The organism is Oxalobacter formigenes (assembly GCF_002127965.1).
Classification (GTDB): domain Bacteria; phylum Pseudomonadota; class Gammaproteobacteria; order Burkholderiales; family Burkholderiaceae_D; genus Oxalobacter; species Oxalobacter formigenes.
Genome location: NZ_CP018787.1, coordinates 700,286 through 725,367 on the forward strand (window position 1 = coordinate 700,286; position 25,082 = coordinate 725,367).

Genomic DNA, 25,082 nt, shown 5'->3' on the forward strand with positions numbered 1-25,082 from the left:
AGTATAAAAAAACCGGTTGTGAATACAACCGGTTTTTTATTAAAAAAGAAGCTTATTTTTTGGCAACCGGAGCTGGTGGTGTCAGTCGCGTCAACCCGCCCATATACGGTTGGAGAGCAGTCGGAATCGTGACACTGCCATCAGCCTGCTGGAAGTTTTCCAGCAATGCGACAAGCGTTCTGCCGACGGCCAGTCCTGAACCGTTTAAGGTATGGACCAGTTCCGGACGACCTTTGTCGTTTCGGAAGCGGGCCTGCATGCGGCGTGCCTGAAAGGCTTCGCAGTTCGAAACGGACGAAATTTCACGATAGGTGTTTTGTGCTGGCAGCCAGACTTCCAGATCGTATGTTTTTGCAGCTGAAAAACCCATGTCGCCAGTTGACAGGGATACGACGCGGTATGGCAGGCCCAGTTTTTCCAGCACACGACCGGCGTTTTTGACCATTTCTTCAAGCGCTTCGTATGATTTCTCCGGATGAACGACCTGAACCATTTCGACTTTGTCGAACTGGTGCTGGCGGATCATGCCACGGGTATCACGACCATAGCTGCCCGCTTCGGAACGGAAACACGGTGTGTGAGCAGTCAGTTTGACAGGAAGTTGTTCGGCTGAAAGGATTTCACCGCGAACGGTATTGGTCAGTGTCACTTCAGCAGTCGGGATAAGATAGAGATTTTCCCCTTCGCCTTCCTGTCCGCCTTTCCTGGCGGCAAAGAGGTCTTCCGCAAATTTGGGTAACTGGCCTGTACCGTACAGGCTGTCGGCATTCGCCATATATGGCGTGTAGCATTCGGTATAACCATGTTCGGTCGTTTGCAAATCCAGCATGAACTGGGCAAGCGCCCTGTGCAGGCGGGCCATGTTGCCACGCATGAGGCAGAAACGGGCGCCGGTCAGTTTGGTGGCCGTCTCGAAGTCCAGTCCGAGAGGGGTTCCGACATCGACATGGTCCTTGACTTCAAAATCGAATTCACGAGGCGTTCCGACGCGGCGTACCTCGACATTGGCCGATTCGTCTTGCCCTACAGGAACGGACTCATGCGGAACATTGGGAATGGAAAGCATGAATTCCGAGAGTTTCGCCTGCAATTCGGCGAGAGCGACTTCATTTGCCTTGAGCTGGTCGCCAATGCCACTGACTTCGGCCATGACAGCGGAAGCATCTTCTTTTTTGCCTTTTAAAATACCGATCTGTTTGGAAAGGGAATTGCGGCGCGCCTGCATTTCTTCGGTTTGTGTCTGAAGCTGGCGACGTTCCGATTCGAGTACATTGAATGCATTGACGTCTAGTTCGAATTTGCGCGTTTTGAGCCTTGCTGCAACAGCATCGATGTCCTTGCGAAGGAGCTGAATATCGATCATGGTAGGAAACATTAGTTACGAAAAAGACATTGTAACAACTTGTGAGTTGTTTGGAAAAATTAAATAGCCGGCCGAAAAACCATCATTACATGTTTATCAGTTATTAATTGCCGGAAAAACCGGTTTCCCGATACTGGAAAAAATTGAATTTTTTGATACTTCTGGCGCCCTAGAACATTTACTTGCGATCATTATCTTGCAATAATTAATGCCCCTTAATGGGGAAGGCGCGGGGTGGTATTCCCATCAGTTGTCCGGGGATGTCCAAAACCGTGCATTGTTTTGATATTTTTTTTAGATTGGATGTTTCAATGAAACAAACTCTTGAAGCGTTTTTAGAGGGTGTAAGGCATCGTGACCCTCATCAGCCTGAATTTCATCAGGCAGTCACAGAAGTAATGGAAAGTCTGTGGCCGTTCATTGAACAGAATCCAAAATATGCGGACAAAAAACTGCTTGAACGTCTGGTTGAGCCGGAACGTATCATTCAGTTCCGTGTGTCTTGGGTAGACGACAATGGCGAAGTGCAGGTCAATCGCGGTTATCGTATTCAGCACAGTTCCATGATCGGACCATACAAGGGTGGTTTGCGTTTCCATCCATCCGTCAATCTGTCCATCCTGAAATTTCTGGCATTCGAACAGACATTCAAAAATGCACTGACGACATTGCCAATGGGTGCAGGCAAAGGCGGTTCGGATTTCGATCCGAAGGGCAAGAGCGAAAACGAAATCATGCGTTTCTGCCAGGCTTTCATTTCCGAACTGTACAGACATATCGGTTCCGATACGGACGTTCCTGCCGGTGATATCGGCGTAGGTGGTCGTGAAGTCGGTTACATGGTTGGCATGTACAAGAAAATCGCAAATCGTACTGATTGTGTTTTCACTGGTAAAGGCCTGTCTTTCGGCGGTTCCCTGATCCGTCCTGAAGCAACCGGTTACGGTACCGTTTATTTCGTGGAAGAAATGCTGAAAACGGTCGGCAAGGATCTGAAGGGAATGCGTGTTTCCGTTTCAGGTTCTGGTAACGTTGCACAGTACGCTGTCGAAAAAGCCATGGAATTGGGTGCCAAGGTTATTACGGTTTCCGATTCGGGCGGCACGGTTGTCGATGAAGCGGGTTTCACTCCTGAAAAACTGGCAAAACTCATGGAAATCAAGAATGTACGTTACGGCCGCTGCAGCGAGTACGCTGAAGAAGTCGGTGCGAAATTCATTGCTAACGCCAGACCGTGGAACGTCAAGGTTGATGTTGCATTGCCATGCGCAACGCAAAATGAACTGGACGGTGACGATGCCAGAGCACTGATCAAAAACGGTGTCATTTGTGTCGCGGAAGGCGCCAACATGCCTTCGACGATAGAGGCAGCCAAACTGTTTGAAGAAGCACGAGTCCTGTACGCTCCCGGCAAGGCAAGCAATGCAGGTGGTGTGGCAACTTCAGGTCTGGAAATGTCGCAAAACGCACTGCGTCTGTCGTGGTCACGCGAAGAAGTAGATCGGCATTTGAACGAAATTATGAAGAATATTCACAATGCATGTGTCAAATACGGTAAACGTGCTGACGGATCGGTCAGCTACATCAGCGGCGCCAACATCGCCGGTTTCGTCAAGGTTGCGGATGCAATGCTTGGACAAGGTGTCATTTAATCCAAATTCACCTGAACAAGGGGACCCGGGACAAAAAGGATCCGGGTCCTTTTTTTATTGGCGCAAACCGGGCGGTTGCCCGGCCTGAACGTTTCGTCCCTGTTGCCCGGTTTACGATTTTACATCCGACAGGTCGGTGACGACGGTATAGAAAAGAGGATAACGGTTTTCATACAGCTCATCGGCAAACCAGCCACTTATGCGCACCGGAATGCTGTGGCCGTCCGGATAGTGCCGAAGCCGTATGAAAAGGGTAAATGGCGTTTTTTCCGGCATCGCGCGAACGATCGCCTGTTGAACTTTTTCCTTGTCGTCAGGATGGATCAGCGACCATCCGCTGAAATGCAATGACGACAACATCTTGTCGGGTGCACCAGTCAATTCTGCGAACTTGTCGTTGAAATAAAGAAGACTCAGATTGTCGATACAGGCCAGTTTGGCAATGCCATCGGTTGCATTATGCAAAAGCGCTTCCATATCGCGCTGGTCGATTCGTGAAGTATCGGACACCGATACTTCTTCTCCGAATATGGTAAAACGGCCCCGCCCATGGGTTTTCGAAAAGTAGAGTGCCTGATCGGCTTTTTCGTAGAGTTCCCGGTATGACGTTCCCTGTTCTGGAAAGAGAGCGGTGCCGATACTGGCCGTCAAATGGAATTTCCGGTTTTTGCCGAACTCTTTTCTGGCAAATTTCGCGCAGATCCGATCCAGTTTTTCACGAATGTTGTCAGTCTGGTCGACATTTTTCATCAGGACGGCAAATTCATCTCCGCCGATTCTTCCGACAATATCGTCATTGCGGAACTGCGATTTCAGTTCGGCAGTGAATTCGGAAATGATCTCGTCACCGAAAGCATGTCCATACTGGTCATTGATTGTTTTGAAACGGTCGATATCAATAATAAGATAAGCGTGTTTTCTATCTGTGCCCTTGCCGTTTTCAATTTCTTCTGCAATCAGTTGTTCCGTTGCACGCTTGTTGTAAAGACCGGTCATCGAATCTTTAAGCGTTTCTTCCAGCAATCCAAGCTCGCGTCTTTTCTCGGTGTCGATATTTTTGCGATAAGTGATCATCCGGACTGATTGATCGGAATGCCAGAAGAAAATCTGGGCGCTGATTCTCATCCAGTGATAATTGCTTCCATCATCAGTACACAAAAAGTCATAGCTCAGGTTGTGTATACCTTTTTCAAAAGCGTCAAGAACATGAGTGGAATGGAACGTGTCCAGATAGCCCTCAACGTACTCTTCCCTGATTTTCCTGCTGAAGGCTTCAAGTGCCTGATTGTAAGAACCGTCTGCACCGATACCAAGGCTTTCAAAATAGCGTCGTGTCGTTTCCCCACCGGCCCGGTTGCGGGAGATATCCATTTCATAAATATTTTCGTAGAGTTCTTCTGTAGCGTTATGAAGCAGGCGGTGATATTCCGTTTCCTGCGATACGGTCAGCTTGACGATCTGGGCATTGTACTTCTTGATCAGACTGGTAATGGCAAACAAGACAAGAGCGATCACACCGCAAATGATAAAAAATCCCCATGCAATCTGTTCACGGAATTTGCTCCTGATAGCGGATACGTCGTTTTCAACGACCAGATGCCACTTCAGTTCGGGAATATACTGGGTGACGACATACCCATCACGATTGTCATGGGAATACCAGAACGTCTGCGGTTTTTCGCTTGTTTCAAGGATACGTTCCTTAAATTTCGCAAGAGCGTCGCCTGCAAAGAAATTGACGGGCTCATGGCCGTTTTTCAGAGATGAGACTTCAATGTATCCTTTTTCGTTGATCAGGGTAGCTTCAACGTTGAATTGTTCATCATAGTTATGCAACAGCTTTTGCAATGAATCGACTTTGAAACCGACGCCGACGACACCCAAAATGAAGCCGTTGGCATCCCGGATTTTGCAATTGACGAAAACGGTGATGCTGTCGTCGGTCGCCTCGTCATTATCGATGTTCAGTGAGTATTCCTCATCGTTTTTGAGGAAATTGTAGTACCAGACATTTTCAGGATGGCCTTCATAAAGCGTCCGGTTAAGCCCGCTGAAATGATAGTAATGACGTGTCCTGGTCGAAACGAGAAAAACTGAGTCGTAGTTGTATTTCTTTCGATATGCGTCCAGATAAGCTTGCATTTTTGTAATGTAAGCCCGGTTGCCGGGGTGTTTTATTTCCTCGGTCAGAAAGCTTTTCAGCAGGTGATCGTTGGCCATCGTCAGAGAAACGCTGACAGGACGTGAGAAAATCGATTCGATTTGGGAATTGATGCCTTCTGTCGCCAGAGTCGATACATGCTCGACATCCTTTTCGAAAACGCCGATATTGGAGCGATAGCTGACAATGGCAGTAATGAAAAAGCCAATCAGAATAATCGTACAGACCAGAATATTGGTTTTTAGGAGTGAGTGTTTTCTCAAAATGAATCCAGTCGTTTAAAGACGAAATTTTGCATCGCTCAAATTTATTGAACGATATTGTATATCCTGATTCAGGATTAATGCCTTATGGAAATATTTTTTGTTTGTTCAGAATCAGGTCGGAAAGGAGCTGGACATCGTACGGCCGTGTTGGCAATATCATGGCGAAGAACTGCGTTTTCTCTTGAATTGTTATTGGCAGATTTATATGAACCGGAATGATTCCTTTGATGTCCAGCCGACCCTGATATCAAAGCATGTTGAACTTCAGCCGCTTCAACGGGAGCATGCCGCACCATTACTGCGGGCCGCGGAAGATGGCCAGTTATGGAATAACAAATGGACGTTGGTCCCGGACGAAAAAAATCGATTCCTGCATCGACACGGCGCTTGCAGGTCGACGGGCAGGAACCATGATGCCATTCGCGATCACAAGGCGTGATACCGGAAAAGTTGTCGGAACAACCCGCTTATGGAAAATCGACCGTTCCAACCGAACCCTTGAAATCGGGAATACCTGGCTTGGACAGTCAGCACAGCGAACGAGCGTCAATACGGAAACGAAATTCCTCCTGCTGACGCACGCGTTTGAAGTGATGAACATGGTTCGTGTCCAGTTCATGACCGATGAACTCAACGAAAAATCGAGAGCGGCGATTTTACGTATCGGAGCGCGGGAAGAAGGGATCATCCGGCACGAACGCATCATGTCCGATGTCCGGAAGCGCAATAGCGTTATTTACAGTATTGTCGATCTTGAATGGCCGAAGGTGAAGGTATTGTTGCAGAGCAAGATAGAATGTTGCTAGCATTTTGACGAGCCATTCCCTGCATGTTCATCAGCGTATCGCGAAGGAGGCTCCTTTTCGGAAGTCCTGATTTCCAATTCGATCAATATGACTCAATGAATGAGACAACTTGCGCAATATTGGAAAACAGGGTTCCAGCGATCGCCGATTTTGGGGATGACACGGATTTTCGAACATCCGTTTTTTCTTGTCCGATGTCACGAGATCGGACAACTATTATCCGGGCCGAGCCGTTCGGCAAGGGTTGTCATCAAATGCAACAACAATGCTTTGTCCTGTTCATTCAATCGTTCAAACAATTCATATAAATACTTTGCGTGATCCATTGATCTCAGCCGTGATTCAATCAGCAGTTCATCTGTTCCGCATTCGAAAATCTCAGCGAGTTCAACCAGCCTGACAACATTGGGAATGACTGTTCCCCGCTCTATCCTTGAAACCGCTTCATTGCCGATATTCAACTTTTCTGCAACATCTTCCTGAGTCAATCCTTTTTCAGTTCGTTTTTTTGCAATCGCCCTGCCAATCGCCTTGGCAATAGCTTTTTCTTTATTTTTTTGCATCAAAGCCTCCATTCATGCTGAATGGTTGGGCATCCATATATTGACATGAAGTACTTATTGAGTTGAAATTCATCTCATTAAGTTGAATTTCATGACATTCTTTCATTATTTGGATGATCGCGTTTCTTTATAAATGTTTTGACCAGTGAAATCAGGAGAAGTGCGATGGACGAGAAAAGCAAAACTTTCAAAAGGCTTGGTTTTACGGAATGGTTTCCGATGAGAAGTGAAGGTGAAACAAAAATATCAAGAATGTATTTCGAGAAAAGAAGAGTTTCCCTGCATGGTCTGAAGTTGTGTCGCTTCTTATCGAAACAGAACAACAAGACATTAATTATAAAAAGATTAATTGCCAGATAAATTAAAGAAACAGTTGGTTCCTTCTTTAAAGCGTATTTGGCAGATGCCCGAAAAATGAACGTAGAGTCAGAACGACGTTTAGTGGATTTTTTGCAAATTGACGTGTTATTTTTAGGAGGAAGTGTATGAATCAGGTATTTAGGGTGATATGGAGTGACGTGCGTGGTACCTACATCGTCTGCGACGAGAACCGGCTGACTCGAGGCAAATCGAAAAGCCTGAAATGCGTTCTTCTGATTGTTGCAGTGGCAGCGATGATGGGAAACGTGTCGGCAGTTATGGCGGAAAACCCTTCATTACCTGAAGGAAGTGTTGTCATCAATCAAGGCGATACTCAAACATATACTGGTGAATCAGGAAATCCGTTGGCTGGTAAAACCATGCTGGTTGCGCCCGAAAAAAATGCAAACGGAAACTATAAAGGTGTCAGGGGGGGAAACCTCGCGATGAAGAACGTGGCGTTTGGCGGACAAAACGTGAATTCATCAAGTGGCGGGACGGCAGGTCTCCAGACATACAATGTCGATAGTACACTGGAGAACGTCCAGTTCATAAACAACTCCAGTGCGGCTCAACAGGGGTGGAATATGGGCGGTGCACTTGCCGTGCATAAAACGGCAGAACTGGGTGCCGACAGTCAGGCTAAAGCCACTGTCGCCAATGGTGTGTTTGACGGAAACCGGATCAGCGTGGCTGGAACAACAGTGAACAATAATCCTGCAGGTTCCCTGGCTCCCGAGGCTGTCAATGCCGCTATCGGTGCTGCCGTGATGGTGAAAGGTTCGGAGATAACTTTCGTCGATACGGCATTCAACAATAATGTGGCAGAAAGTACCACAGGGGGATACGGCGGTTTTGCTGCGGGTGGTGCCGTTTATGTCGATTCCCAGATGTCTGGCTCATCCAATCCGAATAATACTCAGGGACTGGTCACATTCAGGGTGAACCGGGACATGACTTATAGCGGCAATAATGTTGTGACTGCCACTCCGGACGCCAGTTTCGAAACCTATGGATATGAAACGAAATCGGGAGGTGGTTTCCTGTTTCTGGATCGTAATGCACAGGCGACTTTCGATATTGCAGATGGAAAAACGCTCACGATTGGCGAAGCAGGCGCAACAGGCAATATGGACTCGATTGCCAGTTCGCATATGATTCCGACCGACAATGATAACGACCTTGTCAAAACCGGAACCGGAACCGTTGTCGTCAATGGTGACATGAGCCGTTATTACGGAGCGTTGACTGTCGATGCTGGAAAGTTCCAGATCAATTCCGATCTTTCCGGGGCAGCTTTCGACACGACAACGGTCAATGGCGGAGAACTGGCGCTCAAGGGCAGTTATTTTTCAAAAGAGATGACAGCTCAGGTGCAGATTGCAAACGGAGCAATGATGAGTGTGTCCGGTTTGTCTCCCGCAGGACAAACGTCTTCTCATGGCACAATCAATGTTGTTTCGGACGGAAATGACAAAGTCGGGGGTACATTGGAAATGTCGGGCAGTACGATTTCCGGACTGGTGAATAGTAATGATCAGGTATCGGGAAATGGCAGCGGCGGTGCTGTCCGTGCAAAAAATGTCAGTGTCAGGATTTCGGATTCCACTTTCAGCGCAAATAAGACCGCTGGCAAAACGGCCAGTAATTTTGGAACAAATGGAGGCGCAGTCTTTATTGAAAATACGGTTAATGGTGTTCAGGCATCCGAAATTGTCCGGACGGCATTTATCGGCAATGATGTCTCTGAACGTGTCAACGGGAATGAATGGGGCGGTGGGGCAGCGTTCTCGACAAGTGGTGTGACAGTCGATGTCGCGGATAGCAACTTCAGTTCAAACAAGGCCGATCGCGGTGGGGCTGTTTTTGTGCAGTTGCGCAATAATGACCAGAAAGCTGACAATGTCCAGCGTAGTCAGGTCAATATCGTTTCCTCATCGTTTACCAATAATGAAGCGAGAGCTGCCGGGGCAATCATCAATCTGGAAGGCCTTTCTGTCTCTGATTCTGTTTTTACCGGTAATAAGGCTGAAGGTGATTCCGATGGTGGCGGTGCGCTCTTTCTGGGGGCGGAAAGCCAGACGGTCATTTCATCTTCAACTTTTATTGGCAACGAATCCAACACATCCGGCGGTGGTGCCATCGATACCCGCAAGGGGGATGTCGCCAATAATTCAGGCGCCGGGCTGAGTATCGCCGATTCCACTTTTACCGGTAACAAGGCCGTAGAAAATGGCGGCGCCATCCGGAACAGTTTTTATACCAGTCTGGAAAATGCAAATGCCGTCACGATTGTCCAGACGACATTCACAGACAATACTGCTGGCCGAAAGGGCGGAGCGATTTATAACGACAGCCAGATCGACAAGGTCAATAATTACGCTTCCATGGCAATTGCTGATTCGACATTTACCGGAAACCATGCCGATGAGGCGGGAGGCGCGATTTACAATTCGGCAAATACCTCGCTGGCTTTATCCGGAAACAATAACTTTTCAGGCAATACGGCAGGAACCGGTGACAATCTGAAAAACAATGATATTTTCAATCTGGGAACCCTTAACATCGTGAACGGTACAACCACGCTTGAAGGTGGAATTTCCGGTGATGGCGGCACGGTCAATATTCTGGGCGGTATCCTGAATACAGTGATGAGCAAAGGTGCGGGAACGGTCAATGTTTCAGGTGGCACGCTTGAAACGGCTACAATCGAACAAGGTTCGACTATTGCATTAAGCGACAAAGGCATTTTGAAAACGGCTTCAGGTCAGGTGATGACAACCGGACTGGATGAAACCGGGACAAACAAGGATGCTGGCAGTTCGAGAGGCGACGTGTCGGTTTCTTACAATGGCGGTACACTTGCACTGACCGATGCCAAATACAATCTGGATTATGTCAAATCGGTATCTGATTCAATCCAGTCGAAATCACAGATAGAAATGACAGGGACAATGGTAAATGTCAATGGTGAAAAACAGACTGAAATTGCAATTAGTGGTGTTCCCTCAGGTGTTGTCCTGAACGAAGTGACCGGCAAGACAGATCAGAATCTGGTTATTGGTACAGGCTCGTCTCCAGATAGTCTGGAAGTCAATGGAAGCCTTGGCTTGGGTTCGATTGACATGGGCAATGCGCAATCTGTTACAGTCAACGATGGTAAATCCCTGACACTGGCCGGTAATGACGGAGAATTGATACAGAGCAAGGACCCAGGCGGTCAGCAACAGGCCGTGACAGTCGAACTGCAAGGAAACGGAACCAGCCTGAATCTTGGAAGTGCGGTGACGGAAAAGGATGGACAGTTAAGCGGTACGATCAATGCGGGTGCCGATACTGTCGTCAATATTGCCGGAGGCAATCAGCTTGTGACAGGTGAAAGCGGAAAGGCAGGTATTACCACCAGTGGTGAATTGAATATTGCCAGTGGCGCTACATTGAATGCATCGCTGGAGATCAAGGACTCCGGTGTTGCCAGTATAGGCCAGAATGCAGCATTGCTGGCAGACACAGTCAATCTGTTGGGCAACAGCACCATGGCGGTTAACGGAATAGCCAATGTGGCAGAATTGACGGCCGGTTCCAACGTGCAAATCACAGTTGGCAATAATCAATCACAAGGATCGATTGTCATCGGTAATGCCAACCTGAACGGCGCAACGATGTTTCTCGATCCGGCCTGGAAAGACGGAGTCGGTATAGACGGTGCATCGAGCGCAGTTGTCAATTTCAATAACAATGAGGTGAACGGCAAACTGGTGGCAGGACAAAATTCCCTGCTGGTATTGGGTGATACCTCTGCCGATTGGTCCAGAGACGAATTTGCCAATAGCGGAAAGGATTGGTCGGCCAGTGGAATCACTGCAGCACTCGCTGTCCGTGCACCGATGACACTGGACAGCGCAAACGGGGCGATCGTCGTGGATGGTTCCCTGACGGGGGCACCGGGATCGATAGATGCAAATACGGTCAGTTTCGCTGCCAATTCACTTTTGATTGTCGATGCTGCAAAACTGGATGCACAGGCAGCCATTATCAGTGCAGGCAGTGGTATCGCAACAGTAGCTGATTCGGCAGCTTTGCATCTTGCCAATGTAAAAGCCGGTTCTGAAACGAAAATACTCGAAGGCTTCGACAATGGGGCTACCAGCATCGATGCCAATGGCTGGACAGGAAACAATCTGACTTCCAGCGACGTCATGATCGGGAAACTGGAACTTGAAAATGCCGGGGGTACAGTCAGTGTCAAAGCGACCGCCAATCGTGCGCAAGATGTTCTTCCGGGTGTGATGATGGGCAATGCCATGGATAAAATCTGGGCTGCTGACGGTCAGGGTGTCAATGGTGATGGCAAAGGCATCAATAATACCGGGTCTGCCAATGCTGGTATTGCTTTCCTCTCAAGAGCGGCCGACGAACGCTACATTGCACGTGGCGACGCGGTTCGCCAGATCAACGGCGCGGCACAAATCGCTATTGCAGCCGGGGTTCAGGGAACGACAATTCAGGCATCTGACTCCGTAAACAACACCTTGTGGGATCATTTGTCGTTAAACAGTACCGTCAGTCAAAAGGGTGCGCCATCACTGCACAGGGAAGGTGCCGATTTGTGGGCCAGTATGCTCTATCGTGACACTGACAGCAGTGGCATCAGGACCGGAGGATTCAACGCCAATTATGAAAACGATTTTGGCGGCATCATGGTCGGGTCTGACTATTCCTGGCAAGTGGCCGATAACGGACGACTCCGTGCAGGTGTGGCGTTAAGTATCGGGAAAGGTGATGGCCACTCAAGAGGTGATTTCAATCACACCAAAAACGATTACAACACTTATGGTCTTAATATTTATGGTGGATGGAATAATGAAAATACCAATGTTGTTGTCGATGTCGGTTACCTGAAAGGAGACAATGAACTGAAACAGTCAGCGCCGGAGGCTTTGGGAGGAACCTTGCGTGCCGATGTGGATACCAAGGTCTGGACTGCCGGTCTGAAGGGCGAATACCGTTTCAGGACTCAATCTCTGGATATCACGCCTCATGTGGGTGTTCGTTACCTGAATGTCAAAACAGATGGATTCGATACGCGTAATAACTCGGGAACCGTATTCCGTACCAGCGGAGATACACAAAATCTGTGGCAGATTCCGTTAGGGGTCACTTTGAGCAAGGATTACGTTGCAGAGAATGGCTGGACAATCAAACCGAAATTCGATATTTCCATCATTCCGACTGCCGGAGACAAGAATGCCTCGACACGTGTGAGCGTACCGGGTGTTTCATCTAGTGATGTTGCTTCGGCCGAAGTGATGGATGGTGTTTCATGGAATGGTGCTTTGGGACTGGAAGTACAAAAAGGAAATACCAGTTTCGGCCTCAAAGTCGGTTATCAAAAATCCGACGATGCAAAATCAAAAAGTGCCATGCTCAATATCAGTCATCAGTTCGATTAGGTGAATGGCTGGCAATCTGTTGTGATATCCTGAATGGGATCGGAAAGGCATTTTCCTGGGTGGAAAATGCCTTTTTGATGTATCTTCTATTTCTTCTTTTTTTCTGCCTGTCTGTCCAGTTCAGCCAGAAAATCGAGCTTGTCACCTATTTTGATTTCCAGTCCTCTTGGAACGGGCTGGTACCAGCCCGGTTCTTTCATGCCATCCGGCAAGTAGGTTTCTCCGGCGGCATAGGCGTTCGGTTCATCATGGGCATACCGGTATTCATGTCCGTAACCGAGTTCTTTCATCAATCTGGTCGGAGCATTGCGCAAGTGAACGGGCACTTCACGGCTGGTATCCTGTTTCACAAAGGCTCTGGCCTTGTTGTAAGCCATATATCCGGCATTGCTCTTGGCGGCGATGGCCATGTAGATGACAGCCTGCGCCAGTGCCAGTTCACCTTCAGGACTGCCGAGGCGTTCATACGTCAGGGCGGCTTCGTTGGCGATCTGCGCCGCTCTGGGATCAGCCAGCCCGATGTCTTCCCATGCCATGCGAATGATCCGGCGTGCCAGATAGCGGGGATCGACACCACCGTCGAGCATGCGGGTGAACCAGTACAGCGCAGCATCCGGATGGGAACCGCGTACCGACTTGTGCAGGGCCGATATCTGGTCGTAAAAATGATCGCCCTTGTTGTCGAAACGGCGCATGGCGTCGCCCAGTGTCTCTTTCAAGAGCGTCACATCGATTACAGCCTGTTTTTTCGTCGTTGCCGCCTGAGCGGTGATTTCAAGGTTGTTCAACAGTTTTCTGGCGTCCCCGTCGGCACTCATCACCAGCATGTCACGCGCTTCACCGGATAGTGTCAAATCCGTCAGGATTTCATCCAGTGCACGGGTCAACAGGGTATTCAGATCGTCGTTGCCGAGTGATTGCAGGACATACACTGCCGCGCGTGACAGCAGGGCGTTGTTGACTTCAAATGACGGGTTTTCCGTCGTGGCGCCGATAAAAGTGAACAGGCCGCTTTCCACATGAGGGAGGAAAGCGTCCTGCTGGCTTTTGTTGAAGCGATGGACTTCATCGACGAACAGGATCGTTCTGCGGCCCGAATTGGAGCGGATAATTTTGGCGTGTTCCACTGCGTCACGAATGTCTTTTACACCTGACAAAACGGCGGACAGGGCAATGAATTCGGCATTGAAACCGTCGGCCATCAGTCGCGCCAGCGTCGTTTTGCCCACACCTGGCGGACCCCATAAAATCATCGAATGCGGTTCCCCCGATTCGAAAGCGACGCGCAGGGGTTTGCCGGGGCCCAGCAAGTGCTGCTGCCCGACAACTTCGTCTATGTTTTTGGGACGCAAGCGTTCCGCCAGAGGAGCTTGTGACATAAAAGATGAAATCCGGTTTAAAAAGAGAAGTCTATCCGATAGAGCGCCTGTCCTGCAAAAAGGTTTCAAAATTGACGGATTATTTTCAGATTTGTCGGGAAGGGTAAACGTAATGGGGAAACATTGTTCTTTCTGTTTCGCCGTGAAGCGATTGGGATTACTATTCGTTTTTTGAAATCGGACAGACTGGCTTATGAGTACAACTGAAAACAGGGAAGGAAATCCGGAAGGATTTGAAGATTCCGATCTGATTGAAACGTATCTTGACGGGGAAACCGTTTACAGGGGCAGTTTTTTCAACGTCGAAAAAGACAGGGTCTGTTTGCCCAATGGTGCGATTGCCACCCGGGAATATATCCGTCATCCGGGGGCTGTAGTCATTTTGCCCCTGTTCGATGATGGGACGGTTTTACTGGAGCGGCAGTTCCGTTTTCCGGTAAACCGGATTTTTCTGGAATTTCCTGCCGGTAAAATCGACAAGGGAGAAGATACCCTCGATTCCGCCAAAAGAGAGTTGAAGGAAGAAACGGGGTATTCCGCGTCGAACTGGCAATATGTAACGACTATCCACAATGCAATCGGATATTCCGACGAGCAATTGATTGTTTATCTGGCGAAGGATTTGCAGGCCGGGAGCGCGCGTCCGGATGAAGAAGAATTCGTTCAGACCTTCAGAACTCCGGTTTCCCAACTGCTTGAATGGGTCAAAAATGGCACAATTACTGACGTCAAAACCGTCATTGGATCGTTTTGGCTTGAAAAAATTGTAAATAATCAATGGGAAGCCGAAAAAGTTGTGTGACAAATGAAAATTTGGTTTATGATGTTTGCTGTCGTTTTTGAGGTTTAGGTAGCGGTGCGGTATCTACTGTCATGTCGTTTCTGCTTCAAACGATTTGTGAGGCGAAAGCCTGGTTTAACTGAAGAAATAGGAAATTAGTAATGGCAACAGGTACTGTTAAGTGGTTCAACGATTCCAAAGGTTTCGGATTTATTACTCCTGATGAAGGTGGTGAAGATGTGTTCGCGCATTTTTCCGCTATCAAATCGGACGGTTTCAAATCCCTGAAAGAAAACCAGCGTGTTTCTTTCGAAGTCACGACCGGCCCTAAAGGCAAACAGGCTGCAAACATCGACGTTATCTGATAAATGACGTTGACTGTTTGATCGAACAGTCTGGGTTTTTCTCGTTTACCTTGTGTAAATCGGGAATCGAACGACCCGAATAAATAAAAAAGGAATGCATTTGCATTCCTTTTTTTATATCCGCTGACGAATAAAATGCATCAATGGAATCAGCGATTCTCGGGTATGCGAAACATTTTTCTTGACCAGGCGAACAGCCATAACAGGGCACACAGGCTTCCCGAGACCAGGCTGATCGTGCCGACCGCCATCGTGAGATTCGGCCAGTCGAGTGAACAGAGCATCATGGACAGGCTGCCGAAGAGCAGGGCGATACATCCCCACAGGGAACCGACGGTTCCATTATCGGTATCGATCTGGTTCATGATCAGCATGGTACCCGCCGGACGGCTGGCACTACCAAAAAAGGTAACCGGAATATAAAGGAAGGCAAAGGCATAAGGCGAAAGCGTTCCGAAAATAAGGATCATCGCACCGGACGCCGCGACAGAGGCGAAACAGATCGTCAGAAAAAGGACGCGTGGAATTTTTCGAAGCACCCTGAGATACAGGATCGGCGCCAGCATGGCAAAGCAGCCGTTCAATGCAAAAAAGTAACTGTATTCCTGTGCAGACAGTTTGAACAGGTCCATATAAATGAAGGACGATGTCGACAGGAAAGACATCACCGGCATAATGATGAGCGAGAACGTGAACAGGAGAATCAGAATGCCTTTGTTCTTCAGGACGAAGCCGATGCGTGTCAGGGATCGTAGCGCCGAACCTTCGGTCGCATTTGTCAATGTTTCTTTCAGGAAGAAACACAGGATCAGGCCGAGAATGCCGCAAAGGATCAGTACGACAAACAAACCTCGCCACGAGATGAATTCAAGCAGGAAGGCGCCGATGATCGGGGCAAGCATGGGGCAAAGAATGGTCAGCGTCTGAATCCAGACCAGCACGCGTTCCATGACCAGTCCCTTGAAATTGTCTTTTACGATCGCCATCGATACCGCCTGGATCGCACCGCTGCCGATTGCCTGAATGGCGCGACCGGCAATCAGGTGATAAATGCTCTGGGACAGAACACAGGTCAGGCTGCCAAGGATGTATAAAACGATGCCGATATAGAGAATCGGCTTGCGGCCGAATTTGTCGGTAAACGGCCCCCACAACAGCATCGAGATCGCGAAGAACAGCATGAAAAAGCTGAGCGTGAAGTTCGTCAGTTCCGGTGTGGCGGAAAAATACTCGGCCATCGTCGGCATGGCCGGCAGATACAGGTCGATGGAAAGGGGGACGAAGGCATTCAGAAATGCCAGAAAGGCGATCAGACCCTTCGAGCCAAATGGAAATACTTTCTCAAGTTGTGCTTCTTCTTCGGTTTTCATGGAAGGGCCATTGTTTTTGTTTTTCCGGATGTTTGCCGGTTCAAATGTGTGGCTACAGGCCCTGTTTTTGTCAAACCGGAGTCTGCAGGGGGCACATTATAACGGATTCAGTCACGTTCACTGCTTAAAAGTGACGTTACTGCTTCTGTTGCCGGAATGAAAGAGGGCAGTCCGTGAAAAGCGTATCAATTTGTTACAGGCGGATTTTTCATATCCGGTTGGACTGTTTTGACGGAAATAGTTCAGGAACGTTTATGGCGTCATCAACTGGCGTACTTCGGACGGGACAGGCATCGATTTGCCGGTTTCGATATCGATCCAGACGACTTTGGAGCCACCCAGTGCACAGAGCACGTCGGGCGCATCTGTGCGCCGGATTTCCTGTACGATTTCAAAGCTGGAACGCCCGGGAGAACCGGCATACGTTTTTATTTCGAGGTTCCCCGGATAGACGACAGGAGCATAATAATGACAGTAACAGCTGACGACGACAGTTTCCGAACCGGCATGTTCCCTTCCGATACTGGAATACCATTCGATACGGGCCTGTTCGAGATAACGGAAATAAGTGACATTATTGACATGGCCCATCGCATCCATATCACCCCAGCGGATCGGCATCCGGGAAACATGAACCAGCTTTTTGTCGGATAATATCGGGTCACTTGTCATCGTGATTTTCTCCTGTGGATACTTTGAAATTTGGACATCAGCCAATATCATGTCATGATTTTGCGATAAGCTCCATTATCGTTACATCCCGATTAACCCTGAAAAGTATGTAAAGCATGGCCCAAAACAATACGCCGGGCATTGAAGAATCCGGTCCGCGCGAAATGATGGAATATGATGTCGTGATTGTCGGTGGCGGTCCGTCGGGACTGTCGGCAGCCATCCGTCTCAAGCAGCTTGCCGCTGAAAACGGGCAGGACATCTCCGTTTGTGTGCTTGAAAAAGGGTCGGAGCTGGGGGCGCATATCTTGTCCGGCGCGGTTATGGACCCTCGTGCCTTGTCCGAATTGCTGCCCGACTGGAAGGCAAAAGGCGCTCCGGTGTCCGTCGCTGTCACGGAAGACCGTTTTCTTTTTTTAAGCAAGAGCGGGGCGATCAAAACACCCGGTTTCATGTTGCCCAAAGCGATGCATAACAAGGGTAACTACATTATTTCGCTTGCCAATCTCGTCCGGTGGCTGGGCGAACAGGCGGAAGCACTGGGCGTCGACGTTTTTCCGGGTTTTGCCGCAGCTGAAGTACTTTATGACGATAAGCTCGCTGTCAAAGGTGTCGCGACTGGCAATATGGGAATCGGCAAAGACGGGAAACCGACGGATAACTTCCAGCCGGGGATGGAACTGCACGCACGATATACCCTTTTTGCCGAGGGAGCACGGGGGCAACTGGGGAAAGAACTGATTGAAAAATATGAGCTCGATGCCGGATGCGATCCGCAAGGCTATGCCATCGGGATCAAGGAAATCTGGAAAGTCCGGCCTGAAGTTCACCAGAGCGGTCTGGTCATGCATACAGCAGGCTGGCCGCTGGATGCCGATACCTATGGCGGGTCGTTCATGTACCATATGGACAATAATGAGGTCGCTATCGGTTTTACTGTCGGACTGGCCTACAAAAATCCGTATCTTTCTCCTTATGAGGAATTCCAGCGTTATAAAACCCATCCGGCCATTTCGCATTTTCTGGAAGGCGGCGAACGGATCGCTTATGGTGCGCGTGCCATTGCGGCAGGTGGAATTCAGGCTTTGCCGGAAGTCGCTTTCCCCGGCGGTGCCCTTCTCGGGTGCGATGCCGGTTTCATGAACGGTGGCCGCATCAAGGGCATTCACTCAGCAATCAAATCCGGCATGCTCGCTGCCGAAGCGGCTTTTTCCGCCATCGGTGAAGACCGGAAGCAGGATGTCTTGCAGGCTTATCCGGATGCTTTCAGACGGTCATGGCTTTATGACGAACTGTTCAGGATGCGTAATTTCAAACCTCTGATGGGCAATAATCTGTATTGGGGGACGCTGATGTTCGGTATCGATCAGGTCATTTTCAGGGGGAAAGCGCCCTGGACGCTACACAGGAAAAAGGCGGATCACGAATATCTCTTGCCTGCCGACCAGTGCGAACCGGTCGAATATCCAAAACCGGACGGCAAGCTGACGTTCGATATCCCCTCATCCCTTTACCTGTCCGGTACGATGCATGAGGAAAACCAGCCGGCTCATTTGACGCTGAAAAATCCGGATATTCCTGTAACCGTCAATTTCACGAAATACGCCGGTCCCGAAGCCCGTTATTGCCCGGCAGCCGTTTATGAATTCGTGACGGATTCCGATGGAAAAACACGTTTGCAGATCAATGCCGCCAACTGTCTGCACTGCAAAACCTGCGATATCAAGGACCCGACACAGAATATTATCTGGATCGCTCCCGAAGGAGGCGGCGGCCCGAACTACCCGAATATGTAAAAACGTTTTATTCATGCCATAAATCAGTCCGTTTTTTTCGGAAGGCGTCGCTTTTTCTGAGAAAGTTCTGCATTTCACGAGAGGGAATGGGGTAAGATAAAAGAGATACCCCGAAAAATTCGAAGCTCTCGGACCTGAAGGAAATGCGATGCGAAATGCAGTGACGCCTGAAGTGCTGGAACTCGTCATTCGTGGCGATTACAAAGACCCTTTTACCGTGCTGGGAATGCACAGGGAAAAAGGGAAACTCATTGTCAGGGCTTTGCTTCCACAAGCTGTTTCCGTCGCTGTCGTCGACTCATCCACAGGCAAAAAAATCTCGCCCATGCAAAGATGGGGCGTTACGGCCCTGTTTGTCGCCGAAATTGCAGGAAAAAAGGAATTGTTTCCCTATCGTCTTGAAATCGACTGGGGCGATCATGTTCAGGTAATGGAAGACCCATACCGTTTCCCTCCTGTTTTGGGCGATATCGACGTCTGGCTCCTGTCTGAAGGGACGCATCATCGTCCCTATGAAAAACTGGGCGCGCATCCGATCGGGATGGAAGGTGTACAGGGCGTCAGTTTCGCTGTATGGGCACCGAATGCAAGACGTGTTTCCGTCGTCGGCGATTTCAATGGATGGGATGGCCGCCGTCACGTGATGCGGTTTCGCCATGAATGCGGCGTCTGGGAAATGTTTATTCCACATGTCATGCCGGGGGATTTCTACAAGTATGAAATTCTGACCCCGGATGGAAAAATACAGCTCAAGGCTGACCCATATGCTTTCCGTTCACAATTGCGTCCCGATACGGCTTCAGTCGTGCACTGGTTGCCCCCACTCATTGCTTCGGACCAAAAACGCAAAAATGCCAATGCGCTTGACGCGCCTGTCAGCATTTACGAAGTGCATCTCGGTTCATGGCGATTGCCACAGGACGGCCGTCGCTGGCTGAGTTATCGGGAACTGGCGGAACAATTGATTCCTTACGTCCGAAGTCTCGCGTTCACGCATATCGAACTGATGCCGGTAAACGAGCATCCACTCGACGATTCATGGGGCTATCAGCCGACTGGCCTTTATGCGCCGACAGCCCGTTTCGGCACTCCAGAAGATTTCCGGTATTTCGTACAGACGGCGCATGACAACGGGATCGGTGTCATCCTTGACTGGGTTCCTGCCCACTTTCCGGCCGATGCCCATGGACTGGTGAGATTTGACGGGACGGCCCTTTATGAGTACGCCGATCCGAAAGAAGGCATCCATCAGGATTGGGGCAGTGTCATTTACAATTACAGCCGTACTGAAGTCAGCAATTATCTCGTCGGTAATGCATTGTACTGGATCGAGCGTTACGGAGTGGACGGACTTCGCGTCGATGCGGTGGCCTCCATGCTTTACCGGGATTACAGCCGCGCTCCCGGACAATGGGTTCCGAACAAATACGGTGGCCGGGAAAATCTGGAAGCAATTGCATTCTTGCGCAAAATGAATGAAATCGTGGGAGTCGAAAGGCCTGAAGCGGTCACGATGGCGGAAGAATCGACCAGCTTTCCATCCGTTTCGCGTCCGGTCTGGGACGGCGGCCTTGGTTTCCATTACAAATGGAATCTGGGCTGGATGCACGATACGCTGGCCTATATGCATGAAGATCCGGTTCACCGGAAATGGCATCACGACAAGATGCGTTTCGGCCTGATGTATGCCTATTTTGAAAATTTCATTTTGCCGCTTTCTCACGATGAAGTCGTTCATTGCAAAGGTTCACTGATCGGCAAGATGCCAGGGGATGAATGGCAACGTTTTGCCAACCTTCGGGCATATTACGGTTTCATGTGGGGATTCCCGGGCAAGAAACTCCTGTTTATGGGCGGTGAATTCGGTCAGTACAATGAATGGAACTCGAACGGCAGTCTTGACTGGAACCTCCTGCAATATCCACTCCACGCAGGAATACAGCGCGTCATCCGGGATCTGAATACCGTTTATCGCGATTTTCCTCCTCTTTACAAACGGGATTTCGATCCGGACGGTTTCGAATGGATTATCCATGACGATCTGGACAGTTCGGTTTTCTCATTCATACGCAAGGATGAAAACGGACGGTTCGTCATCGTCATGAGCAATTTCACGCCTGTTCCGAGATACGGATACCGTTTCGGCGTTCCCGAAGCAGGCTGGTATCGGGAAATCATCAATACCGACGCTGTCATTTATGGCGGAAGTGGTATCCATAACAATGAGTTGCTGGCGCAGCCGATTCCCTGCAATGGCTATGACTGGTCGGTGGAAGTGACGGCGCCTCCCCTGGCAACGTGCATGCTGGTCAAAAAAGAGGAGTGATGCAAATGGATGATTCTCTTCAGTTGCAACCGGGTTCATCGTCACCACTTGGCGCCCATTGGGATGGAAAAGGCATCAATTTCGCTTTGGCTGCCCCTTCCGCCCAATCGGTCACGCTTTGCCTGTTCGACGAAGTCGGGCTGGAAGAAAAAGTACGCTTGCCGATGCCGTCTGTGGAAGATGGGGTGTGGAGCGGTTATCTGCCCGACGCAAGTCCGGGACTGGTTTATGCCTATCGTGTTTCCGGGGAATATGCACCGGAAAAAGGCCTGCGATATAACGCGAACAAGGTTTTGCTCGACCCTTATGCACGGCAGGTCATAGGCCACTATGACGGACAGGACGCGTTTTCCGGAGAATCGGAGATCGATACAGCCGTATTTGCATTGAAAGGCAAGGTCGTCCACGAAATTTACGACTGGGAAAATGTCGTATCACCGCGCATTCCGACAGCACAAACGGTTTTGTATGAATTGCATCCGAAGGGATTCACCAAACTGCATCCGGACGTTCCTGAAAACATCAGGGGAACGTATGCCGCGCTGGCCGAGCCGGCAGTTCTCGATTATCTGGAAAAACTGGGCGTAACGACAGTAGAGCTGCTTCCGGTGTTTTCCAAAACAAACGAGGCACGTCTTACCCGAATGGGGCTTGTCAATTATTGGGGATACAACACGATCGGTTTCTTTGCACCCGAAAATGCCTACTGGTCAGGACGGCCGGGTACGACCCCCATGTCTGAATTGAAAGATGCCATCAAGGCTTTGCACCGGCGAAGAATCGAAGTCATTCTCGACGTGGTCTACAACCATACTGCCGAAGGGGATGAAAGGGGACCGACGCTTTCTTACCGGGGTATCGACAACGCCATGTATTACCATCTTTTGTCGGATGATCCTGCCCGATATGAAAACTGGTCGGGATGTGGCAATTGCCTGAATCTGGGCCATCCCCGGGTTTTGCAGATGGTGATGGATTCACTCCGGTACTGGGTCGAGGAATTTCATATCGACGGATTCCGTTTCGATCTGGCTCCTATTCTGGCCCGTGACCATATTCAATATTCGATCAATTCCGGTTTTTTCAGGGCAGTTGCCGAAGATCCTGTCCTGACTCACGTAAAACTGATTGCCGAGCCCTGGGATATGGGGCCGGACGGTTACCAGCTGGGCAATTTTCCGTTCGGCTGGCTGGAATGGAACGACAAATATCGTGATGTCATGCGTTCTTTCTGGCTTCATCAGGGGCCCTCGCTGGGTGAATTCGTCCGTCGTTTTGCCGGATCGGCCGATTTGTTCCGTCATAAAGAAAGACAGCCCATTTCCAGCGTCAATTTCATCACGGCGCATGACGGTTTTACCCTGATGGATCTCGTCAGTTACAACCACAAGCATAACGAGGCGAACGGTGAAAACAACCGGGACGGGACTGACCATAATCTGAGCTGGAATTGTGGACAGGAGGGGGAGGCAACTTTGAGTGAGGTCATCCTGCGCAGGAAGAAATTGCGCAGGGCACTGCTGGCAACACTCCTGTTCTCGCAGGGAACGCCGATGCTGGTGGCGGGCGATGAATTCGGTCATTCACAACAGGGGAATAACAATCCGTATTGCCATGACAGTGAGCTGACATGGCTGGATTGGGAAAAGGCGGACACACCCTTGCAGGAATTTGTCGCCAGCCTGATTGCCTTGCGCAAGCGTTATCCGGCTCTGCGGCAGAGTAAATGGTTTACCGAAGATAATATGACCTTCGACAATACGGATGCCGTTATCCGCTGGTTGTCCCCGACAGGGTCGGAAAAAATGGGAAGCGCATGGACTGATAAAAGTCTTTTTTGCATGGGAATGTTGATACGCACCAATAACCCTCCCAATACCTGCCTTATATTGTTGAATGCCTCGCTTCATTCCATCATTTTCCGGTTGCCGCCGGGCCGGTGGAAAGTGCAGGCAGACAGCAGCGATACGTTTGAAGTTAAATCCAATCTGGAATTTCAGGTATTGCTGCCAGGAAACTCCATTTTGCTGGCGGTTCCATGACAATCTTGCTAAGATGACAGTACAGTCTGTTGTGAATGCACAGACTGTACAGAGGTATCTGATTGCGAGTCGTTCAAATCAAATACGGGAGCAGATATATGTCCATCCAGACAGTAAGCACGACCCCTTTTAACGACCAGAATCCGGGCACATCCGGTCTGCGCAAAACGATTGCAGTGTTCAAGCAGCCGCATTACCTCGAAAATTTTGTCCAGTCCATTTTCGATTCTGTCGGTGACATCAGGGGCAAGACGCTTGTGCTGGGTGGGGACGGCCGGTATTTCAACAGCACGGCCATACAAATCATCCTGAAAATGGCGGCAGCCAACGGTGTCGGAAAAATCATGGTCGGACAGGATGGTATCCTGTCGACCCCGGCGGTGAGTTGCATCATCCGCAAATACAAAACCTTCGGTGGTATTATTTTGTCGGCCAGCCATAATCCGGGTGGCCCGGACGGGGACTTCGGCATCAAATATAACGTCGGCAACGGCGGTCCGGCACCGGAAAAAGTGACGAACGCCATTTTCAGCCGTTCGAAATCCATTAAAGAATACAAAATCGTCAACGCGCCCGATGTCAATCTGGGACGGCAGGGTACTACGGAAATGAATGGTATGACGATCGAAGTGATCGATCCGGTAACGGATTATGCCGAACTGATGCAATCGCTCTTCGATTTCGGTGCCATCCGGAAGATGTTTGCGGAAGGTTTTACCCTGCGTTTCGATGCCATGCATGCAGTTTGCGGCCCTTACGCGACAAGAATCATGGAAGGCATGCTCGGTGCGCCGAAAGGAACCGTCGTCAACAATATCCCTCTGGAAGATTTCGGGGGGCATCATCCCGACCCGAATCCGGTCAATGCCAAAGAGCTGATGGATTTCATGCACGGGCCAAATGCTGCCGATATGGGCGCTGCGACGGATGGCGATGGCGACCGGAACATGATTGTCGGCCGGCATATCGCGGTTACCCCGTCCGACAGTCTGGCGATTATGGCGGCGAATGCCAGCCTGATTCCCGGTTATTCAAAAGGCATTGTCGGAGTCGCCCGTTCCATGCCGACATCGACTGCTGCCGACAAGGTGGCGGCCGCGTTGAACGTGCCCTGTTACGAAACCCCCACGGGGTGGAAGTTCTTCGGCGATTTGCTGGACGATAACAAGATTACCTTGTGCGGCGAGGAAAGTTACGGTACCAGTTCGAACCATATTCGTGAAAAAGACGGTATCTGGGCGATTCTGTTCTGGCTGAATCTGTTGGCCGTGACGAAGAAACCGGTGGCCGATATCGTAAAAGACCACTGGAAAAAATACGGCCGCAATTATTACTCACGCCACGATTATGTCAATATCGACAGCAAGCGGGCCGAAGAATTGATGGAACATTTGCGTGAACAGCTGGATTCCCTTTCCGGCAAACGGTTCGCCACTTGCGTTATCGACCGGGCCGATGAATTCAGCTATACCGATCCGGTTGACGGTTCCGTTTCCCAAAGACAGGGTATCCGGATTTTCTTTACGGATGGCTCACGCATCGTTTTCCGTCTGTCCGGAACCGGAACAGTCGGTGCTACGGTTCGTGTTTATTTCGACCGGTATGAAAAAGATCTGCTCGATATGGAGATGCAAACGGCTCTGGGTGAGCTGATCGACATTGCCGAAACAGTCGCAAAGATAGCGTTTTATACGGGGATGAAAGAACCTTCAGTCGTGACCTGAGGT

At 49.6% G+C, this 25,082-nt stretch carries 14 protein-coding genes and 1 pseudogene; 9 read left to right on the forward strand and 6 right to left on the reverse strand.

The genetic code is table 11. The features are described from left to right. Positions 1–52: 52 nt before the first annotated feature. Entirely contained in the window at positions 53–1,363 is a 1,311-nt protein-coding gene (gene serS / locus BRW83_RS03390; RefSeq protein WP_005881533.1) for a serine--tRNA ligase, read from the reverse strand. 311 nt (positions 1,364–1,674) lie between these two features. Here serS and gdhA point away from each other — a divergent pair, with 311 nt between their 5' ends. Beyond that, positions 1,675–3,015: an NADP-specific glutamate dehydrogenase gene (gdhA, locus tag BRW83_RS03395; RefSeq protein ID WP_005881531.1), complete on the forward strand. Its 1,341-nt coding sequence runs from the start codon at positions 1,675–1,677 to the stop codon at positions 3,013–3,015. Positions 3,016–3,126: 111 nt separating this feature from the next. On the opposite strand, the gene BRW83_RS03400 is transcribed toward gdhA, so the two are convergent. After that, positions 3,127–5,439, reverse strand: coding sequence for a sensor domain-containing diguanylate cyclase (locus BRW83_RS03400; RefSeq protein WP_005881528.1), 2,313 nt, complete (start codon positions 5,437–5,439; stop codon positions 3,127–3,129). A 208-nt stretch (positions 5,440–5,647) separates the two neighbouring features. Between BRW83_RS03400 and BRW83_RS03405 the strand changes: the two are divergent. Further along, positions 5,648–6,248 (forward strand): annotated as a pseudogene (locus tag BRW83_RS03405) (GNAT family N-acetyltransferase). 197 nt (positions 6,249–6,445) lie between these two features. Here BRW83_RS03405 and BRW83_RS03410 read toward each other — a convergent pair. Continuing rightward, positions 6,446–6,811: a helix-turn-helix domain-containing protein gene (locus tag BRW83_RS03410; RefSeq protein WP_005881524.1), complete on the reverse strand. Its 366-nt coding sequence runs from the start codon at positions 6,809–6,811 to the stop codon at positions 6,446–6,448. A 485-nt stretch (positions 6,812–7,296) separates the two neighbouring features. Here BRW83_RS03410 and BRW83_RS03420 point away from each other — a divergent pair, with 485 nt between their 5' ends. Next, entirely contained in the window at positions 7,297–12,624 is a 5,328-nt protein-coding gene (locus BRW83_RS03420; RefSeq protein ID WP_005881522.1) for an autotransporter domain-containing protein, read from the forward strand. Positions 12,625–12,710: 86 nt separating this feature from the next. Here the strand turns inward: BRW83_RS03420 and BRW83_RS03425 are convergent, their stop codons facing one another. Beyond that, positions 12,711–14,003: a replication-associated recombination protein A gene (locus tag BRW83_RS03425; protein WP_005881520.1), complete on the reverse strand. Its 1,293-nt coding sequence runs from the start codon at positions 14,001–14,003 to the stop codon at positions 12,711–12,713. 193 nt (positions 14,004–14,196) lie between these two features. Between BRW83_RS03425 and BRW83_RS03430 the strand changes: the two genes are divergently transcribed. Continuing rightward, a complete protein-coding gene (locus BRW83_RS03430) occupies positions 14,197–14,805 on the forward strand; it encodes an NUDIX domain-containing protein (RefSeq protein WP_005881517.1) in 609 nt (202 codons plus the stop codon). A 140-nt stretch (positions 14,806–14,945) separates the two neighbouring features. Continuing rightward, positions 14,946–15,149 carry a cold-shock protein gene (locus tag BRW83_RS03435; RefSeq protein WP_005881514.1) on the forward strand — a complete coding sequence of 68 codons (204 nt, stop codon included), beginning with the start codon at positions 14,946–14,948 and terminating at the stop codon, positions 15,147–15,149. A 149-nt stretch (positions 15,150–15,298) separates the two neighbouring features. On the opposite strand, the gene BRW83_RS03440 is transcribed toward BRW83_RS03435, so the two are convergent. Both BRW83_RS03440 and BRW83_RS03445 read right to left on the reverse strand, forming a co-directional pair. Further along, positions 15,299–16,519 carry a Bcr/CflA family efflux MFS transporter gene (locus BRW83_RS03440; protein ID WP_005881512.1) on the reverse strand — a complete coding sequence of 407 codons (1,221 nt, stop codon included), beginning with the start codon at positions 16,517–16,519 and terminating at the stop codon, positions 15,299–15,301. Positions 16,520–16,771: 252 nt separating this feature from the next. After that, complete coding sequence (locus tag BRW83_RS03445) at positions 16,772–17,191, reverse strand: acyl-CoA thioesterase (RefSeq protein WP_005881510.1); 420 nt, start codon at positions 17,189–17,191, stop codon at positions 16,772–16,774. A 116-nt stretch (positions 17,192–17,307) separates the two neighbouring features. Here BRW83_RS03445 and BRW83_RS03450 point away from each other — a divergent pair, with 116 nt between their 5' ends. The 4 genes from BRW83_RS03450 (at position 17,308) to BRW83_RS03465 (ending at position 25,079) form a co-directional block, all read left to right on the forward strand. Continuing rightward, positions 17,308–18,987: an electron transfer flavoprotein-ubiquinone oxidoreductase gene (locus BRW83_RS03450; RefSeq protein ID WP_005881508.1), complete on the forward strand. Its 1,680-nt coding sequence runs from the start codon at positions 17,308–17,310 to the stop codon at positions 18,985–18,987. Positions 18,988–19,135: 148 nt separating this feature from the next. Further along, entirely contained in the window at positions 19,136–21,313 is a 2,178-nt protein-coding gene (glgB, locus tag BRW83_RS03455) for a 1,4-alpha-glucan branching protein GlgB (protein WP_005881506.1), read from the forward strand. 5 nt (positions 21,314–21,318) lie between these two features. Beyond that, positions 21,319–23,355, forward strand: coding sequence for a glycogen debranching protein GlgX (glgX, locus tag BRW83_RS03460; protein WP_231284507.1), 2,037 nt, complete (start codon positions 21,319–21,321; stop codon positions 23,353–23,355). Positions 23,356–23,453: 98 nt separating this feature from the next. Next, positions 23,454–25,079: an alpha-D-glucose phosphate-specific phosphoglucomutase gene (locus BRW83_RS03465; RefSeq protein WP_005881504.1), complete on the forward strand. Its 1,626-nt coding sequence runs from the start codon at positions 23,454–23,456 to the stop codon at positions 25,077–25,079. Positions 25,080–25,082 lie beyond the last annotated feature (3 nt).

Excerpts from the sequence above, each read along its gene's own strand:
- serS (WP_005881533.1), bottom strand. The coding sequence starts at position 1,363 with ATGATCGATATTCAGCTCCTTCGCAAGGACATCGATGCTGTTGCAGCA.
- gdhA (WP_005881531.1), top strand. The coding sequence starts at position 1,675 with ATGAAACAAACTCTTGAAGCGTTTTTAGAGGGTGTAAGGCATCGTGAC.
- BRW83_RS03410 (WP_005881524.1), bottom strand. The coding sequence starts at position 6,811 with ATGCAAAAAAATAAAGAAAAAGCTATTGCCAAGGCGATTGGCAGGGCG.
- BRW83_RS03420 (WP_005881522.1), top strand. The coding sequence starts at position 7,297 with ATGAATCAGGTATTTAGGGTGATATGGAGTGACGTGCGTGGTACCTAC.
- BRW83_RS03425 (WP_005881520.1), bottom strand. The coding sequence starts at position 14,003 with ATGTCACAAGCTCCTCTGGCGGAACGCTTGCGTCCCAAAAACATAGAC.
- BRW83_RS03430 (WP_005881517.1), top strand. The coding sequence starts at position 14,197 with ATGAGTACAACTGAAAACAGGGAAGGAAATCCGGAAGGATTTGAAGAT.
- BRW83_RS03435 (WP_005881514.1), top strand. The coding sequence starts at position 14,946 with ATGGCAACAGGTACTGTTAAGTGGTTCAACGATTCCAAAGGTTTCGGA.
- BRW83_RS03440 (WP_005881512.1), bottom strand. The coding sequence starts at position 16,519 with ATGAAAACCGAAGAAGAAGCACAACTTGAGAAAGTATTTCCATTTGGC.
- BRW83_RS03445 (WP_005881510.1), bottom strand. The coding sequence starts at position 17,191 with ATGACAAGTGACCCGATATTATCCGACAAAAAGCTGGTTCATGTTTCC.
- BRW83_RS03450 (WP_005881508.1), top strand. The coding sequence starts at position 17,308 with ATGGCCCAAAACAATACGCCGGGCATTGAAGAATCCGGTCCGCGCGAA.
- glgB (WP_005881506.1), top strand. The coding sequence starts at position 19,136 with ATGCGAAATGCAGTGACGCCTGAAGTGCTGGAACTCGTCATTCGTGGC.
- glgX (WP_231284507.1), top strand. The coding sequence starts at position 21,319 with ATGGATGATTCTCTTCAGTTGCAACCGGGTTCATCGTCACCACTTGGC.
- BRW83_RS03465 (WP_005881504.1), top strand. The coding sequence starts at position 23,454 with ATGTCCATCCAGACAGTAAGCACGACCCCTTTTAACGACCAGAATCCG.